The organism is Lysinibacillus sp. NPDC092081 (assembly GCF_044755845.1).
GTDB lineage: Bacteria > Bacillota > Bacilli > Bacillales_A > Planococcaceae > Lysinibacillus.
In genome coordinates, this window is record NZ_JBIVRU010000032.1 from 13,414 (window position 1) to 30,675 (window position 17,262).

The 17,262-nt window shown below is 37.7% G+C and carries 15 protein-coding genes, 1 rRNA gene and 1 other annotated feature; of the genes, 4 read left to right on the plus strand and 12 right to left on the minus strand.

Going from position 1 to position 17,262, the window contains the following annotated elements; all coding sequences use genetic code 11:
- Nucleotides 1-111: 111 nt before the first annotated feature.
- The 5 genes from ACIQLB_RS24010 to ACIQLB_RS24030 all read right to left on the minus strand — a co-directional run bounded on the left by ACIQLB_RS24010 (nt 112) and on the right by ACIQLB_RS24030 (nt 4,597).
- Nucleotides 112-2,523, minus strand: coding sequence for a heavy metal translocating P-type ATPase (locus ACIQLB_RS24010; RefSeq protein ID WP_400731215.1), 2,412 nt, complete (start codon nt 2,521-2,523; stop codon nt 112-114).
- Between the two features lie 81 nt (nt 2,524-2,604).
- A complete protein-coding gene (gene copZ, locus ACIQLB_RS24015; RefSeq protein ID WP_400731216.1) occupies nt 2,605-2,811 on the minus strand; it encodes a copper chaperone CopZ in 207 nt (68 codons plus the stop codon).
- A 58-nt stretch (nt 2,812-2,869) separates the two neighbouring features.
- Complete coding sequence (locus tag ACIQLB_RS24020; protein WP_400731217.1) at nt 2,870-3,202, minus strand: metal-sensitive transcriptional regulator; 333 nt, start codon at nt 3,200-3,202, stop codon at nt 2,870-2,872.
- Between the two features lie 85 nt (nt 3,203-3,287).
- Complete coding sequence (locus tag ACIQLB_RS24025; protein ID WP_400731218.1) at nt 3,288-4,241, minus strand: cation diffusion facilitator family transporter; 954 nt, start codon at nt 4,239-4,241, stop codon at nt 3,288-3,290.
- 20 nt (nt 4,242-4,261) lie between these two features.
- Entirely contained in the window at nt 4,262-4,597 is a 336-nt protein-coding gene (locus ACIQLB_RS24030) for an ArsR/SmtB family transcription factor (protein WP_400731219.1), read from the minus strand.
- A gap of 220 nt (nt 4,598-4,817) precedes the next feature.
- On the opposite strand from ACIQLB_RS24030, the gene tadA reads away from it, so the two are divergent.
- From tadA to ACIQLB_RS24045, 3 genes are all read left to right on the plus strand, one after another.
- Nucleotides 4,818-5,336, plus strand: coding sequence for a tRNA adenosine(34) deaminase TadA (tadA, locus tag ACIQLB_RS24035; RefSeq protein ID WP_400731220.1), 519 nt, complete (start codon nt 4,818-4,820; stop codon nt 5,334-5,336).
- Nucleotides 5,337-5,627: 291 nt separating this feature from the next.
- A complete protein-coding gene (locus ACIQLB_RS24040) occupies nt 5,628-6,767 on the plus strand; it encodes an SPFH domain-containing protein (RefSeq protein WP_400731221.1) in 1,140 nt (379 codons plus the stop codon).
- A gap of 253 nt (nt 6,768-7,020) precedes the next feature.
- The gene (locus ACIQLB_RS24045; protein WP_400731230.1) at nt 7,021-7,263 is read left to right on the plus strand and encodes a TM2 domain-containing protein; all 243 of its coding nucleotides are present in this window, start codon (nt 7,021-7,023) and stop codon (nt 7,261-7,263) included.
- Nucleotides 7,264-7,363: 100 nt separating this feature from the next.
- Here the strand turns inward: ACIQLB_RS24045 and serS are convergent, their stop codons facing one another.
- The 3 genes from serS to pdxS form a co-directional block, all read right to left on the minus strand.
- The gene (serS, locus tag ACIQLB_RS24050) at nt 7,364-8,644 is read right to left on the minus strand and encodes a serine--tRNA ligase (protein ID WP_400731222.1); all 1,281 of its coding nucleotides are present in this window, start codon (nt 8,642-8,644) and stop codon (nt 7,364-7,366) included.
- Between the two features lie 71 nt (nt 8,645-8,715).
- Nucleotides 8,716-8,939 (minus strand) — a binding site (T-box leader).
- A gap of 48 nt (nt 8,940-8,987) precedes the next feature.
- On the minus strand, nt 8,988-9,551 hold the full coding sequence (gene pdxT / locus ACIQLB_RS24055) for a pyridoxal 5'-phosphate synthase glutaminase subunit PdxT (protein ID WP_400731223.1): 564 nt from the start codon (nt 9,549-9,551) through the stop codon (nt 8,988-8,990).
- A 1-nt stretch (nt 9,552) separates the two neighbouring features.
- Nucleotides 9,553-10,437, minus strand: coding sequence for a pyridoxal 5'-phosphate synthase lyase subunit PdxS (pdxS, locus tag ACIQLB_RS24060; RefSeq protein WP_400731224.1), 885 nt, complete (start codon nt 10,435-10,437; stop codon nt 9,553-9,555).
- Nucleotides 10,438-10,542: 105 nt separating this feature from the next.
- Between pdxS and pdxR the strand changes: the two genes are divergently transcribed.
- On the plus strand, nt 10,543-11,967 hold the full coding sequence (gene pdxR, locus ACIQLB_RS24065; RefSeq protein ID WP_400731225.1) for a MocR-like pyridoxine biosynthesis transcription factor PdxR: 1,425 nt from the start codon (nt 10,543-10,545) through the stop codon (nt 11,965-11,967).
- 32 nt (nt 11,968-11,999) lie between these two features.
- Here pdxR and asnB read toward each other — a convergent pair whose 3' ends face one another.
- From asnB to rrf, 4 genes are all read right to left on the minus strand, one after another.
- Complete coding sequence (gene asnB, locus ACIQLB_RS24070) at nt 12,000-13,838, minus strand: asparagine synthase (glutamine-hydrolyzing) (protein WP_400731226.1); 1,839 nt, start codon at nt 13,836-13,838, stop codon at nt 12,000-12,002.
- A gap of 99 nt (nt 13,839-13,937) precedes the next feature.
- On the minus strand, nt 13,938-15,269 hold the full coding sequence (locus ACIQLB_RS24075) for a D-alanyl-D-alanine carboxypeptidase family protein (protein WP_400731227.1): 1,332 nt from the start codon (nt 15,267-15,269) through the stop codon (nt 13,938-13,940).
- 142 nt (nt 15,270-15,411) lie between these two features.
- Nucleotides 15,412-16,875: an IMP dehydrogenase gene (guaB, locus tag ACIQLB_RS24080; protein ID WP_400731228.1), complete on the minus strand. Its 1,464-nt coding sequence runs from the start codon at nt 16,873-16,875 to the stop codon at nt 15,412-15,414.
- A 294-nt stretch (nt 16,876-17,169) separates the two neighbouring features.
- Nucleotides 17,170-17,262 (minus strand): 5S ribosomal RNA (gene rrf, locus ACIQLB_RS24085); the annotation flags it as partial.

Sequence of the window (17,262 nt, forward strand, 5' to 3'; positions counted from 1 at the left end):
AAAACAGAATCAAACTATTTCTCTATTAAAATAGGAGTCCAAGACCAATTCCGTGAATCCTCTGAAATAAATAAAAAAATAGACCCACTCAAAGTGAATCTATCGTAACCTTTATAATTGAACTCGCTGTAATCGCAGTGCATTTAAAACGACAGATACCGAACTAAAAGCCATCGCAGCACCTGCTACCCAAGGAGCTAGTAAACCGATTGCGGCAATTGGAATACCTAATGTGTTGTAAGCAAATGCCCAGAATAAGTTTTGTTTAATGTTACGCATTGTTTTACGACTCATGATGATAGCATCTGCAATACTGTTTAAATCGCCACGAATCAGTGTGATATCCGCTGCTTCCATAGCCACGTCTGTACCAGTACCAATCGCCATCCCAATATTAGCTGTCGCAAGTGCCGGCGCATCATTAATGCCATCACCAACCATCGCCACTTTTTTCCCTTGAGCTTGCAGTTTTTTCACTTCATCTGCTTTGCCTTCCGGAAGAACTTCAGCAATCACATGATTAACACCAACTTCTGCTCCAATTGCTTGTGCTGTACGTTCATTATCACCAGTCATCATAATCACAGTAATGCCCATTTCTTGTAGACGACTAACCGCTTCTTTTGAAGTATCTTTCACTGTATCAGCAACTGCTACTAGACCAGCATACTGACCGTTAATCGCAGCTAACATTGCCGTTTTACCGTTTTCCTCTAATTGCTCCATCGTTGGTAGAATATCATCAATTTGAATACCGTATTGTTGCATCAATTTACGAGTACCGATGACAACTCCTTGACCAGATACAGTCGCTTGCACACCGTAACCTGGTATCGCTTCAAAGAATTGAACATCTCCTAGCTCAATACCACTATCAGCGATTCCTTGAACAATTGCTTCTGCTAACGGATGCTCGGATTGCTTCTCCGCTGCACCAATTAACGATAAAAAACGTGCTTTGTCTTGATTTGCCGCTAATACGACATCCGTTAATACTGGCTTGCCGTGTGTTACTGTACCTGTTTTATCAACAACCACTGTGTCAATACTTTGCGTTTGCTCTAAATGCTCTCCACCTTTAAATAAAATACCAAATTCCGCCGCACGACCAGAGCCCGCCATAATAGATGTTGGTGTTGCTAATCCGAGCGCACATGGACAAGCGATAACGAGAACTGCAATTAATACTTCAAGTGCAGGCGTAAATTCACCTGGTCGCACCCAAATAATCCAAATTAGAAACGATACAATCGCAATACCGACAACAATTGGTACAAATATGCCTGAAATTTGGTCTGCTAAGCGTTGGATTGGCGCTTTTGAGCCTTGTGCATCTTCTACAACTTTAATAATTTGGGCTAAAGCTGTATCGCGACCCACTTTAGTCGCTGTCATTTTAATAAAGCCATTTTTATTAATAGTTGAACCAAATAATAGGTCACCTTGCTTTTTATCAACAGGTAGACTCTCTCCTGTTAACATCGATTCATCAACAGCTGTTGTTCCTTCTAATACTTCACCATCAACAGGAATTTTTTCACCCGGTTTTACTAAAATAGTGTCGCCAATAACTACTTCTTCTAATGGTACTTCTTTTTCTACACCATCACGGACAACGATTGCCGTTTTTGCCTGAAGGCCCATTAATTTTTTGATTGCTTCAGATGAGCGACCTTTCGCTTTCGCTTCAAATAGTTTTCCTAATAAAATTAAAGTAATTAATACGGCACTCGTTTCAAAATATAGGTGAGGGGCATGATGTAACCCCGCGGTAATAATCGCTTGATATAAACTATAAAAATACGCCGCAGATGTTCCCATTACTACAAGTACATCCATATTGGCACTACCATTGCGTAAAGCTTTGTATGCCCCCACATAAAATTGCTTCCCAATGATAAATTGAACAGGAGTAGCCAACGCCATTTGTACCCATGGATTCATTAAAAATTCAGGGACATATAAAAATGATGTAAATGAAAAATGTCCTACCATCGTCCAAAGTAATGGTAATGAAAGAATCGCCGATAAAATAAATTTTTGTTGCTGCTGTTTGATTGCCTGCTCACGATGATCCACAGTTTCTTGCTCATCTGCTTTTTGATGAGCCTCATATCCTAATTTCTCAACCTTTGCAATAATATCTGCAATCGCCACCTCAGATGGGTTAAACTCAATAGTTGCTTTTTCGAGTGCTAAGTTTACGTTCGCAGAGGATACACCTGCTAGTTTATTTAAACCTTTCTCTATACGAGTAGCACAGGCTGCACATGTCATACCTGTAATATTGAATTCAGTTTTTTGTTTCACGACACCATAACCAAGTGCTTCAATTTTCTTCTCAAAGTCTTCTTCGTTTAATTTTGTCGGATTATATTTAATAGACGATTTTTCAAGAGCTAAATTAACTGTCGCTTCTTCTACACCATCCATTTTATTTAAACTTTTTTCTATGCGAGTCGCGCAGGCTGCACATGTCATACCTGTAATTTGCAAATTCGCTTCTTTTATTTCCAAACTCATAATCATTTCTCCTCTCTATATACCAACAGGGGGTATATTTATTTGAAAATAAGAGAGTGCTACAAGAGCACCCTACTTATATTATTTAACGTCATAGCCTTGATCGTCGATTGTTTCTTTAATTTGGTTTAGAGATACTTGTGTTTCGTCAAATGCTACATCTACTAAACCATCAGCCAAGTTTACTTTTACTTGTTCAACACCAGTTAAAGCTCCAACATTTTTTTCTACTGAATTTACACAATGTCCACACGACATTCCTTGTACGTTTAAAGTTACGTTTTGCATAAAATATCTCTCCTTTAATTTAGATACTATATAGGGGTATATATTTATTAAAAAAATTTTACTTTTTCATTAGCTTTTGAATAGTCACTACTAATTCGTCTAACACTGCCTCATCACCTTCTGATAGGCGATCTACTACACAACCCTTTAAATGACCCTCTAATAATATCTTTGCTACACTATTCAAGGCAGACTGTGTGGCAGACAGTTGCGTAATAATATCATCACAGTAAACGTCTTTGTCAATCATCCCTTTAATACCTCGGATTTGACCTTCAACTCGATTTAAACGAGTCGTTAAATCCTTTTTAACGCGTTCAGGATGATGGCTTTTTCGACACGACGTAGCTTCATCTGTATGACAAGCATCTTCTTTCACTATATCCTCCATAAATGCACCTCCTACTCACAAACATAGTACCATACCCACGAAGGGTATGTAAAGCTAAAAAATTTTAAATGAACTAAAAAACTAATTAATGATGATGGTGATGCTGCGATTGCTCATTTTTTATTGTACACAAAATCGAATTATCATGCTTATGCGCTACTGTTTCCAATTGAATCGTTACATGCTTTATGCCCTTATGCTCAAGATTATGTTCAATTTCTCGTAATATATTCTCACTATCCACAATTTTTAGGTGATCAGCAACAACTGCATGACAAGAAAGCGCATTTGTTCCACTTGTTATTGTCCAAATGTGTAAATCATGAATGCTATGAACGCCATTGGTATGTACAATAGTTTGTATAATTTCCTGAACGTCTACGTTTGAAGGTGTTCCTTCCATTAAAATATGGACAGCAGCTTTCGTTACATAGTAGCCGCTTCTTAATACTAATATTGCAACAATAACACTCGCAAGTGGATCAGCCCAGCCCCAACCAAAAAACATCATTAATAGTGCGGCAACGATGGCCCCTACAGATCCAAGCATATCGCTTAATACGTGTAAAAAAGCTCCACGCATGTTTAAATTATCTTTTGTATCACTGCCACGCATCATAATCCAAGCTACCAAAATATTTATCAAAAGACCGATTGTACTAATAATTAGCATCCCTGTAGTTGCCACTTCTGGTGGATTTGCAAAACGTTTTATTGCCTCATAGAAAATGAATAGAGCAATCAAAATTAAAGTCACACCATTTAATACCGCCGCTAAAATTTCAAATCGTTTATAACCGTACGTTTTACTATAGCTCGCAGCCTTTTCTCCAAATATAAAAGCAAGTAAAGCTATTGCTAATGAAATCGAATCACTTAACATATGTCCTGCATCGGATAAAAGAGCCAAACTATTTGTTATATAGCCTCCAATCGCTTCAACAACCATATAACTCGTAATAATAATAAATGATAAGATTAACACCTTTTTATTTGCGCCATGTGTATGGTCATGGCTGTGATCATGATTATGTCCCATTTTTTATCCCTCCATTAGCTCTAGTTATGCGTAGCATGCTCAATAGCTTGCATTAACAAATTCATAATGTGATCATCATCTTTTGAATAATATAAGGTTGTGCCTTCCCTTCTATATTTCACTAACCGTAAATTTTTCAAAAAACGTAATTGATGTGAAACTGTTGATTGACCTAAATCTAAAATCTCAGCAATGTCGTTAACTGAATGCTCATCCGTACACAATAAATTCAAAATGCGTATTCTCGTCGGATCACTTAAAGCTTTAAATGTTTGAGACACGACGAATAGTGTCTCTTCGTCTAAATGTTGTCCTTTGTTATCATGAACCTCTGTATTTCGTAATTTTTCATCCATTTTATTGACCTCTACCTATCTATATTTATATATGAGCATGTGTTCATATATAAATATAGGCGGTTATTTTGGATATGTCAACGTTTTAACTTCTTACATAATCCGGACGCATTGTTTATCTGTGCGAAAGCGAAGCGACAGCAACAATGGTGCTGAGACATATTTGATAGTAGCAATTGTCAATTAAGCAAGATACACTAAATGATAAGGAGAGATCATAGTGGATATTTTTGAAACAGACCGATTGTTTATGAACAGTGCACTGGAAGAAGCTAAAAAAGCAGCTTTACTTGGGGAAGTGCCGATAGGAGCTGTGCTTGTCTGCGATGGAGAGGTTATTGCACGGGCTCATAATTTACGAGAAACAACACAAAACGCAACGACGCACGCTGAACTAATGGTTATTCAAGAGGCTTGTAAAAAAATAGGTAGCTGGCGTCTTGAAAAAACAACACTTTATGTGACGCTTGAACCTTGCCCTATGTGTGCGGGTGCCATTTTACAATCTCGTGTGCCGCGTGTTGTATATGGTGCAAGAGATATAAAAGCTGGCTGTGTAGATTCACTCTATCGTTTATTAAACGATGCACGCTTTAATCATGAATGTGAAGTAACAGAAGGAATTTTAGCTGAGGAATGTGGACAAATCTTAACCGATTTTTTCCGAGCTTTACGTGAACGAAAAAAAGCCGAGAAAAAAGCGCGACAAGCTTTAATTGTTGAAAATGAAAAATTTTAAAAATTTCACATACAAAGAAGGTGTCTCAGTTTGAGGCACCTTCTTTTCTATGATTAGGGGATAGCATATATATGAAATATGTCGTAATAGCGACAACATATTCATAACAATAATGTTTTTAAATACGCCAATCTAAAAAAAATGGAAAAAGCAATATAGCAAGTACATTACTGGCTAACCTAAAGAAAAATTTCAATACACATAAATCGTTGACATGCATAAACTGAAAAGGGAAAATATAACTAGTAATAATTTAATTTAAAAGGTAATTAATGGGGAGGTAATGTTTTAATGCCTATTTTTGATAGAGTGAAGTTCGATGGTTTACGCTCACGCGATTGGTTAATCTACAAACATCCGAGTGAAAAGCTAGTGTTAGGTACTACACTTATCGTCAACGAAGGTCAAGTAGCTATTTTTGTAAAGGGTGGGCAAATATGTGATGTGTTTAATTCAGGTACGCATGTTTTATCAACCAATAACTTACCATTACTTCATCATGTTGTGAATTTTGCTTATGGAGGGGATACACCTTTTTCAGCAGAAATCTACTTTATAAATCTAACGGTAAAATTAGATTTATATTGGGGAACTTCTGATCCTATTCAACTAATTGACCCAAAATACTTTGTAAAATTACGTATACGAGCGTTTGGGCAACTGTCCCTTCGTCTTGATGATTACTTATTATTCTTTACAGAAGTTATAGGCTCTATGAATAAAGATGATATTGTTAGTTTCGAAAAAGTACAAGATTACTTTAAAGGTTCTCTTATTACATCCATAAAAACTGAACTTGCAAATAAAATTATTCATGAGAAAATCTCTGCACTAGAAATAACAACAGAGCTTCATAATATTTCAAGTAGTTTAAAAGAAAAAATATCTGAAGAATTCAATGCGTATGGTTTTATAATGGCCCATTTCCATATTCAATCAATTAATTTCCCAGAGGAAGATTTCGATAAAATAAATGAAATTTTACAAGATAAAGCTAAATTCGAAATTATGGGTGACAATCGTTATGTAACACAACGTAGCTTCGATATATATGAATCTGCTGCATCAAATGAAAATGGAGTAGCTGGGTTATTTGCATCTGGTGGAGTTGGCTTAGGTGTAGGGCAAGGAATGATCACAATGATGAACCAGCAAGTACAGCATCCCGGTAATAATATCACACATAAAATATGCCCTTCTTGCCATGGTAATATCTCATCTACTAGTAAATTTTGCAACTTATGTGGTGAAAATTTAACGCGTCAGATCATTACATGTCATTCTTGTCAGAGTGAAAACGAAGAATCATCAAAATTCTGTTGTTCTTGTGGAATTAGTTTACACAAGCCGGTTTGTTCATGTGGACAAGAACTAGATGTTACTTCGAAATTTTGTAATAACTGCGGTGCTCCGGTCAAATCAATTCAATAGATAATAATTACAGTGTAGTTAAAAACAATTCATCGGAAAATGTAAATTAAACAAATATCATTGATTAGGAGACATTGACATGAAAAATATCGAATGTCCACAATGTGGTGCACCGGCTGATGTCACATTAGCTCAATGTAAATATTGTGGTGAAAAATTCAATTTCCAAAAAGAACAGCAAATTGTACAGCAACCAATCTATCAACAGCATTCACAGCCTGTATATCAAACACAGCCCCAATATTCAGCCCCTATGTATGATGGCATTGACCCCTCTTGGCCAATAAAAAATAAAACGGTCGCAGGGATACTTGCTATCTTTTTAGGTGGAATCGGAATCCATAAATTTTACTTAGGGAAAATTGGACAAGGTATATTGTACCTCATCTTCTTCTGGACATATATTCCAGCATTTATAGGCTTTATAGAGGGCGTTATTTACTTGCTTTCTAATGAACATAATTTCTCTGTGAAACATCGAGTTCGACCTCGCTAACCTACTTTTAAAAATGAAAAACTACTGTTGAGATTAGATTTTCAACAGTAGTTTTTTCTTTTCGTCAGCCGCTTTGCTTTCGGTGCAGAGCCGACTTCATTTATTTTGGGGCAATTATTTTTTTACCGCCCATATATGGAACTAATACTTCAGGAATCACTACGCTTCCATCAGCTTGTTGATAGTTTTCTAAGATTGCTGCTACTGTACGACCGATTGCAAGACCTGAACCGTTTAATGTGTGTACATACTCTGGTTTTGCATTTGGCTCACGACGGAAGCGAATATTTGCTCGGCGTGCTTGAAAATCTTCAAAGTTAGAGCATGAAGAGATTTCACGGTACATATTTTGAGCTGGAATCCATACCTCTAAATCGTACTTTTTCGCTGCAGTAAAGCCTAAATCAGCTGTACACATTTTGAGTTTGCGGTAAGGTAATCCTAATAATTGCAGTACCTTTTCCGCATGGCCTGTTAATAATTCTAGCTGTTCATAAGATTCTTCTGGTTTTACAAAGCGTACTAATTCTACTTTGTTGAATTGGTGTTGGCGAATTAAACCACGTGTATCGCGACCTGCAGAACCCGCTTCTGAACGGAAGCATGCACTGTATGCTGCAAAGCCCTGTGGTAATGCTTCAACTGGTAAAATTTCATCACGATAGAAGTTTGTCACAGGTACTTCTGCTGTTGGAATCATGAAATAATCTGTGTCATCTAATTTAAAGACATCTTCTTCAAATTTAGGTAGTTGTCCTGTACCTGTTAAGCTATCACGATTGACAATTACAGGTGGTAGCATTTCTTCATAGCCATGCTCTTCTGCATGTAAATCCATCATAAACGTCATTAATGCACGTTCTAAACGAGCTCCAAGTCCTCGATAGAATAAGAAACGACTACCCGTCACTTTTGCACCACGTTCAAAATCTACAATTTTTAAATCCGTAGCGATATCCCAATGTGCTTTAATGTCAAAATCAAATGTTGGAATCTCACCCCAAGTATATTCCTCTACATTATCGTCCTCTGTTGTGCCAACTGGTACAGATGCATGTGGAATGTTTGGTAAACGCATCATCATATCTTTAAAGCGTTCTTCTACATCATTTAATTGGACATCTAGCTCTTTAATTTCATCGCCAACCTGACGCATACGTGCAATAACTTCATCCGCATTTTCTTTATTACGCTTCATGATAGAAATTTGCTCAGATACTTTATTACGTTCAGCTTTAAGCTCTTCTGTTTTTGCAATTAATTCACGACGCTTTGCATCTAATTGTTCAAAGTCGTCTAAGTTTCCTAAATCCTCATTACGTGTTAATAGCATTTCTTTAATTTCCGCGAAATTGTCGCGCACGCGTTTAATATCTAACATCGTCATACCTCCAGTAGATTCTTAATGATGGGAAAATAGTTAGTAGAAAACACAAAAAAGCCCTCATCCCCAAAAGGGACGAGAGCTACCCGCGTTGCCACCCTAATTGACTAGACACTTTGTACTTTGTCTAATCCACTTATCTCATAACGGCATTTCAGCCGGCGACAGCCTACTTCATTCACTTCGACTGCGCAACTCCAGGACGGATTCACAAGTGCTTTTATCAGCTTCCACCACCCGCTGACTCTCTAAAAAAAACGTGCTTGTTACTACTTCCCATCATCGTGTTCAGTTATTTAAATTTATCCATACTGTACTATATGAGATGAGATTTTGCAAGTCATACCATAAAAGATACAAAATATTCAAGAATTCGTGCGTCTGCCGTTAATTCAGGATGGAAGGAACAGCCTAATAAATGATTATCTTTTGCTAACACGATTTTCCCGTCATGCTCTACTAATACTTCAACACCTTCACCTACGGAAACAATATGTGGAGCGCGTATAAAGACAGCCGGAATGGCAGGACCTATTTTCGGTATGTCGAGCTTCACTTCAAAGCTATCTACCTGACGCCCATAAGAATTTCGCGCAACTACCACATCCATTACAGCTAAATGTGATTCATAATCCACTAATTCCTTTGCTAGTAAAATCAAGCCCGCACATGTCCCAAACATCGGTAAACCTTGCTGTGCTAGTGTGCGAATTGGCTCTAATAGCTCGTATCGATTCAGCAATTTGCGCATCGTTGTGCTTTCTCCGCCAGGCAAGACAAGCCCATCAAGCTTCTCTAAATCAGCTCTTTGTTTTACTAAGACAGCTTCACATCCGAGAGCCTCTAACATTTGCACATGCTCTCGCACCGCTCCCTGTAATGCTAAAACACCAATTCGCTTCATCTTACCAGCCTCGCTCTTGCATACGCTCATTTTGACTAAGCTGTGCAATGTCGATGCCTTTCATCGGAACGCCTAGCTCTTTTGAAATCTCAGCAATTAGTTTGTAGTCCTTATAATGTGTAGTGGCTTCAACAATTGCACGAGCAAATTTCTCTGGGTTTTCTGATTTGAAAATACCAGAACCAACAAATACACCGTCAGCTCCAAGCTCCATCATTAATGCTGCATCTGCTGGCGTAGCAACTCCACCCGCTGCAAAATTCACGACTGGTAAACGGCCATTACGCTTGATTTCTCTTAATAATTCAAACGGGGCACCAAGCAATTTAGCCTCTGTCATTAATTCGTCCTCTGTCATACCAACTACCTTACGTACTTGTGCATTTACTTTACGGATATGACGAACAGCCTCTACAATATTACCCGTTCCCGGTTCCCCTTTAGTGCGTAGCATGGAAGCCCCTTCACCAATACGTCGAGCTGCTTCTCCTAAATCACGACACCCACAAACAAAGGGCACCGTGTAATCACTTTTTAATAAATGAAACTCTTCATCTGCTGGAGTTAATACTTCACTTTCATCAATATAATCGACACCCATTGCTTCTAACACTCTTGCTTCTACAATATGTCCAATACGTGCTTTAGCCATGACAGGAATGGATACTGCCCCCAATACCTCCTCGACAATACGAGGATCAGCCATACGTGCAACACCACCAGCCTTGCGAATGTCTGATGGTACTCGTTCTAATGCCATGACAGCTACAGCTCCTGCCGCTTCCGCAATTTTCGCCTGTTCTGCATTAATAACATCCATAATGACGCCACCCTTTTGCATTTCCGCCATACCGCGCTTCACTAATTCTGTACCTGTTTGTTTCATGATTTCTAACCTCCACCTTTATGATGAAATTTAGTATAATCGAAATTGACCATATAAAAATATCCAGTTTATAAAATAACCATAAGGTCAGGAGGATAAAAGAACATGGACATGCTATTATTTCAACTAGAAAAAAATGGTGAAAAACCGCTCTATGATCAGCTTTATAGCGGCATTAAAGAAGCTATTATTACAAAGAAAATAGCAGTAGGAGAAAAATTACCATCAAAAAGAAAATTAGCAGATTTTTTGAATATTTCTCAAACAACAATTGAAATTGCTTATGCACAGCTACTTGCAGAAGGCTATATTATGTCTAAATCCCGCGTCGGTTATTTTGTAGAGGAAATTGACGAGCTTCCATACATTCAGCAGGACACAACAGCTCCTTTACACGAACAACCTAAGAAAAAATCGTACAAGATCGATTTTAATCCTGGTTCTATCGATATTGATGCCTTCCCATTTCAAACATGGCGGAAATATGCGAAAGAGGTCTTTGATGATACCTCAAAGAAATTATTATTAACGGGTGAACCTCAGGGAGAACTATCTTTACGAACGGAAATAGCTAATTATTTATTTCAATCACGCGGAGTTGTTTGTAGTCCCGAGCAAATTGTCATCGGCTCAGGAACAGAACAGCTTCTACCAATGATCTTGCGCCTCTTTGGTGACGATACTAGCTTTGCGCTTGAAAACCCTGGATATCCAGCTGTGCATCGTATGTTCTCCCAGCATAAACGAAAAGTCTATCCAATTGCAGTCGATGATGAAGGAATTGTCATTCATGAACTCGAAAAAACGAGCGCTGACGTTGTCTATATCACACCATCACACCAATTCCCTACAGGTGCAGTATTATCGGCTACAAGACGTGCACAGGCTTTAAATTGGGCCGCACAAAGCTCCTCACGATACATAATTGAAGATGATTATGATTCAGAATTTCGTTATACTGGAAAACCAATTCCTGCACTTCATGCATTAGATCGAAATGATAAGGTCATTTATATGAGTACATTTACAAAATCCCTAATGCCGTCCTTACGTGTTGCTTATTTTGTACTTCCATCAAAATTACTTGCTACTTATAATGATGTGTTTAATTACTATTCATCAACCGTACCTCGTTTCGATCAACATATCGTAGCTAATTTTATGCGTGACGGCCATTTTGCAAAGCATTTAAATCGAATGAGGAAGATTTATCGAAAAAAGCATGAAAAACTTACTTCTATTTTAGAAAACTATTCTAATCAAATTAACATTACAGGTGAGCAAGCAGGAATGCATATTTTACTCGATGTACAGCATACTTTGTCTGAAAATCAATTACAGCAGCTTGCTTCCAATGCGGAAATCAGAATCTATCCACTATCTGATTATCGCCTGGATCAATCCCCACCCTCAAAAGCTCAATTTTTACTAGGGTTTGGAGGCATACCTGTACATGAAATTGAACCTTCTATCGAAAAGCTAATGAACTGTTGGGATATACAGAAAAAACACCAATCAACCTCACGTTAAAAGGTTGATTGGTATTTCTTTTATCTTCATTCTTATGATTCAATTAGTTGGATATTATAAAATTCAAACCATGTATGAATTTGACCCAGATAGGCTAACAGCTGTGGACCTGCCATTAATTGTCCGTACCAAGGAACTTTGAAAGAACTGCCGCCAGATTCAATTAGCTCTATTAGCTTCTGTCGTTCAAATAATTCATGAAGAATTGAATTTTTGTCCTTCATTATTTCTCTTAGCCATTTTTGAACGCCTGCTGTATAAACTGGATGATAAGTTTTAGGGTACGGATTCTTTTTCCGATATAAAACTTCTTCTGGCAATAAATGTTGCATTGCCTTACGAAGTAACCCCTTTTCCATACCGCCTAAATTTTTCATTTCCCAAGGAATATTCCACGTATATTCCACAAGGCGATGATCTGCAAATGGCACACGAACTTCAAGACTCGCCCCCATGCTCATACGGTCTTTTCGTTCCAACAATGTTTGCATAAACCATACCATATTCAAATAAAACATTTCACGCTGTCTTACTTCCTCAATACTTTCCCCATCAAGATATGGAACTTCAGCAATTGTTTGTGAATAAGCCTGTTGTGCATATGATTCAACTTTTAATTTTTTACGCCATCGCTCTTGTAACATTGTTGATCTTTCAGACAGTGAACGAATCCATGGAAAACCTGTAGTCGTTTCCGTAAACCATGGATAACCACCGAAAATTTCATCTGCACATTCACCTGATAGTGCAACGGTAAAATCCTTTTTAATTTCTCGACAAAACCATAATAACGATGAATCTACATCTGCCATCCCTGGTGAATCTCTAACAATGACAGATTCTATTAAGAAATCGATTAATTGCTGTTGAGAAATTTCCTCAGCATGATGTGTTGTACTAAAGGTATCTTTCATTTTTTGAATCCAATACGTGTCCGTGGATGTTTGAAAAGCATGTGGATTAAAAAAACGTTCATTCTCCTCGTAGTCTATAGAGTACGTATGGAGTTTACCTTTATTTTGTTGCTGAAACATGTTTGCTGCAATTCCTGTAATAATGCTGGAATCTAATCCTCCTGAAAGAAATGTACAAATCGGTACGTCTGAAACAAGCTGTCGTTCAATAGCATCCGTTAGCAAAAAACGGACATGCTCGATCGTTTCCTCTAATGACTCTTCATGACGTTTACTTTGTAACTGCCAATACTGCCAAACTCGTATACCCTCTCTAGAGAAACGCATTGCATATCCTGGACGTAGTTCACTAATATTTTGAAACAGTGACTTTCCAGGCATTCTAGACGGTCCTACAGCCATAATATTTGCTAGCCCTTCCGTATTAACGGTTGTTTTAATCAATGGATGAGCTAATAATGCTTTCACTTCGGATGCAAAAAGTAAGCCGTCTTGTTGTTCTGTGTAAAACAAAGGCTTTACACCTAGACGATCTCGGCATAAAAAAAGTGATTGTGATTGTTCATCCCATATACCAAAAGCGAAAATTCCATTTAAAAAATCAACACACCGCTCTTTCCATTCAATATAAGCAGTTAATAATACTTCTGTATCTGAATGTGTTGTAAAAACATGCCCTCGATTTTGAAGCTCTTTCCTTAATTCTTCTGTATTATAAAGTTCGCCATTATATGTAATGACATAGTTTGCACCATCATGTACTTTTTTCATCGGTTGTTTCCCACCGATTAAATCTATGACAGCTAGCCGACGATGGCCAAATGCAATATGCTCACTACACCAAATATTTTCATCATCGGGCCCTCGTTTATTTAACGTTTGCGTCATTAACTTTAGAATCTCATTACTTGTTCTTAAATCCTTTTGAAAGCTAGCCCATCCTGTAATACCACACATTTAGCCACATCCTTTCGCCTAATAGCGTATGTAGAAAAGCGTAAAAATGTGAAAAAGAACACGAGATGTTTTAAAACATCTCGTGTTCTTTATTAATTATTAAAATAAGCCACCAACAAAGTCAGTAATGCCACTCCATAAGTTTCCGAAGAAGCTACCAACACCTTGGAAGAATAATGAGATACCGCTAGCGCGCTCCACAGCCTCTGTTGTAACAACATCGGCTTTAAGGTCCTTACCGTCAATAAAACCGTAATCTGTGCCCTCTGAGCGTTCAATAACTAACTTCCCGACAACTGTATCCTTCTTAACCTCTGCTTCAAGACTCTTTTTATCTAAAACTAGTTTAGGTTTATATAAATCTTTCTCAGATGACTTGACCATAAATGAAACTGGTTCTTTAACAGCAATCGCTACTTTGTTTTCTTTACCTTTCGTAACTTTTACTGTTTCTTGACCTTTAAACGTATAGTTCGCTGGAATAATTTCTTGTTTCGAGAATTGTGAGAAACCATAGTTAAGCAATTTAGCTGTTTCATCAAAGCGCGCTTTTCTTGAGCCCTGTCCTTTTGTATCTACAGCCTTCATAACAACAGAAATTAAACGTGTACCATTGCGCTCTGCTGTACCTGTAAAGCAATGTCCAGCAAAGTCTGTTGTACCTGTTTTTAATCCGTCCACGCCTTCATATTGGAACACTAATCCTGGCAACATAAAGTTCCAGTTCTCCATTTTAATTGCATCTTCTGTACCTTCACGGAACGTCTTTTTTGCAATTTTAGACGTTTTTAATACGTCTGGATGATCTTTTAGTAAATGATATGCTAATTTAGCTACAGATTTAGCAGGCATTACGTTTTCATCATTTGGTCCTGTACCAGCTGGCTGCATACCAAACAAATCTGAATTGTTAAGACCAGTAGAATTCACGAATTTATAGTCTTTAAGACCAAGCTTTTCTGCTTTTTTATTCATTAGCTTTATAAACTCAGTTTCAGTACCTGCAACTGTTTCTGCAATAGCTACTGTTGCAGCGTTTGCAGAGTAAATAGCCATCGCTTCATATAATTCGCGAATTGTGTAAGTTCCATCTCTACGCAATGGTACATTACTTAACGCACGGTTTTGCGACAATTTATACGTATAATCAGTTACATGATATTCCTGATCCCATTTAACTGTACCTGCATCAATTGCATCCAATAACAGATATTCAGTCATCATTTTTGTCATACTCGCAATACCTAGTGCAGTATCAGCATTTTGTTCATATAAAATTTTTCCTGAATCTGCGTCAATTAAAATCGCAGCATCCACATGTAGTCCTAAATCTGAGTCTGCATGTGCCTTCGCAGGAATACCTGCTAAAACACTAAATAACAAAACAGGAATTAGGAGTAAGCGAATGACGGTGTTCATTGTCTTTTTCACCCTTAAAACCCTCCAAAAAAATAATCTTATCCTCGACATTTTATCATATATAGTAACGTCCGTGCGCAATCTCTATCATAAAAAAATGCCCTCGTGTCATCTTTGTAGACGATTCGAGAGCATAAAAGTTGCTAGTAATATATTACATCGAATAGTTTGGTGATTCTTTTGTGATTTGTACATCATGTGGATGTGATTCACGTAGACCTGCACCTGTCATACGAACAAATTGAGCATTTTCACGTAAGAACTCAAGGTTAGCTGAACCGCAATAACCCATACCAGCACGAATACCACCGATTAGTTGATAAATTGTATCTGCTAGAGGCCCTTTATAAGGAAGACGACCTTCAATACCCTCTGGTACTAATTTTTTCGCATCCTCTTGGAAGTAACGGTCTTTTGAACCTTTTTCCATAGCTCCAATTGAACCCATACCACGGTAAACTTTGAAGCGACGACCTTGGAAGATTTCGGTTTCACCAGGAGATTCAGAAGTACCTGCAAGAAGTGAACCAAGCATTACAACGTTACCACCCGCTGCAAGAGCTTTTACGATGTCTCCAGAGTATTTAATGCCTCCATCAGCAATAATTGTTTTACCAAGCTCACGAGCTACTGTTGCACAATCGTAAACAGCTGTAATTTGTGGTACACCTACACCAGCTACGACACGAGTAGTACAAATAGATCCAGGCCCAATACCCACTTTCACTACATCTGCACCTGCTCCAAATAATGCGCGTGCACCTTCAGCTGTTGCCACGTTACCAGCGATTATTTCAAGCTCAGGATAAGATTCACGGATAGAGCGAATTGTTTGTAATACACCCTCAGAATGACCGTGAGCTGTATCGATTACTACGATGTCCACTTGTGCTTCAACAAGCTTTTCAATACGTATCATCGTATCTTTTGAAACTCCAACTGCTGCCCCTACTAATAAACGACCATGAATGTCTTTTGCAGCGTTAGGGAACTCAATTACCTTCTCAATATCCTTAATTGTAATTAATCCAGTTAATTTACCTTCTTCATCTACAATTGGTAGCTTTTCGATTTTATATTGTTGAAGAATTTTTTCAGCATCCTCTAGAGTCGTTCCAACAGGAGCTGTAATTAAATCTTCTTTTGTCATAACATCTTCAATTTTTAAAGAATAGTCAGAAATGAAACGTAGGTCGCGGTTTGTAATGATCCCTACTAGTTTTTGGTTTTCCATACTATCGACAATTGGTACACCAGAAATTCGGTATTTCCCCATTAAATGCTCAGCATCGAAAACTTGGTGAGTCGGAGTTAAGAAGAATGGGTTTGTAATAACACCATTTTCAGAACGTTTTACTTTTTCTACTTGCTCAGCTTGCTCATCAATCGACATGTTCTTATGGATAATACCGATACCGCCTTGACGTGCCATAGCAATTGCCATTTTAGATTCTGTAACTGTATCCATGCCTGCGCTGATCATTGGAATATTTAATTTAATCTTCGGTGTTAGTTGAACTGATAAATCAACATCTTTCGGTAATACTTCTGAATGCGCTGGTACTAATAATACATCATCAAAAGTTAAACCTTCTTTGGCAAATTTAGTTTCCCACATTTTCGTAACGTCCTCCTATAGTTAAAAGAATATTAATTGTAAGATTAACAACGTGCTAAGCTACTGTCAAGAAACTTATAAAAGAAAGACAATTCAGATTTTTCGAATTACCAACTCCGATAGTCTTTTCTCCCTTTTTTATATTGAGTTCAAAATTGCCTTTTTAATTTTCTTCTACATTTAATATAAATATTAATTAAGCTCGTCTTATTTTAAGCAAGTTTTGCGGAATTATTGATAAATTATTAAGGTTTTTCATAAAAAAAAACAGCCAGCACACAGCTGACTGTCTTTGCCTAGCGACGTCCTACTCTCACAGGGGGAAGCCCCCAACTACCATCGGCGCTAAAGAGCTTAACTTCCGTGTTCGGTATGGGAACGGGTGTG

What these genes read in the sequence shown, in the direction of transcription:
- asnB (WP_400731226.1), bottom strand. Translation starts at nt 13,838, where the DNA reads ATGTGTGGTATTACAGGATGGGCTAGCTTTCAAAAGGATTTAAGAACA.
- ACIQLB_RS24020 (WP_400731217.1), bottom strand. Translation starts at nt 3,202, where the DNA reads ATGGAGGATATAGTGAAAGAAGATGCTTGTCATACAGATGAAGCTACG.
- pdxS (WP_400731224.1), bottom strand. Translation starts at nt 10,437, where the DNA reads ATGAAACAAACAGGTACAGAATTAGTGAAGCGCGGTATGGCGGAAATG.
- pdxT (WP_400731223.1), bottom strand. Translation starts at nt 9,551, where the DNA reads ATGAAGCGAATTGGTGTTTTAGCATTACAGGGAGCGGTGCGAGAGCAT.
- pdxR (WP_400731225.1), top strand. Translation starts at nt 10,543, where the DNA reads ATGGACATGCTATTATTTCAACTAGAAAAAAATGGTGAAAAACCGCTC.
- ACIQLB_RS24025 (WP_400731218.1), bottom strand. Translation starts at nt 4,241, where the DNA reads ATGGGACATAATCATGATCACAGCCATGACCATACACATGGCGCAAAT.
- copZ (WP_400731216.1), bottom strand. Translation starts at nt 2,811, where the DNA reads ATGCAAAACGTAACTTTAAACGTACAAGGAATGTCGTGTGGACATTGT.
- serS (WP_400731222.1), bottom strand. Translation starts at nt 8,644, where the DNA reads ATGTTAGATATTAAACGCGTGCGCGACAATTTCGCGGAAATTAAAGAA.
- ACIQLB_RS24045 (WP_400731230.1), top strand. Translation starts at nt 7,021, where the DNA reads ATGTATGATGGCATTGACCCCTCTTGGCCAATAAAAAATAAAACGGTC.
- ACIQLB_RS24010 (WP_400731215.1), bottom strand. Translation starts at nt 2,523, where the DNA reads ATGAGTTTGGAAATAAAAGAAGCGAATTTGCAAATTACAGGTATGACA.
- guaB (WP_400731228.1), bottom strand. Translation starts at nt 16,875, where the DNA reads ATGTGGGAAACTAAATTTGCCAAAGAAGGTTTAACTTTTGATGATGTA.
- ACIQLB_RS24040 (WP_400731221.1), top strand. Translation starts at nt 5,628, where the DNA reads ATGCCTATTTTTGATAGAGTGAAGTTCGATGGTTTACGCTCACGCGAT.
- ACIQLB_RS24030 (WP_400731219.1), bottom strand. Translation starts at nt 4,597, where the DNA reads ATGGATGAAAAATTACGAAATACAGAGGTTCATGATAACAAAGGACAA.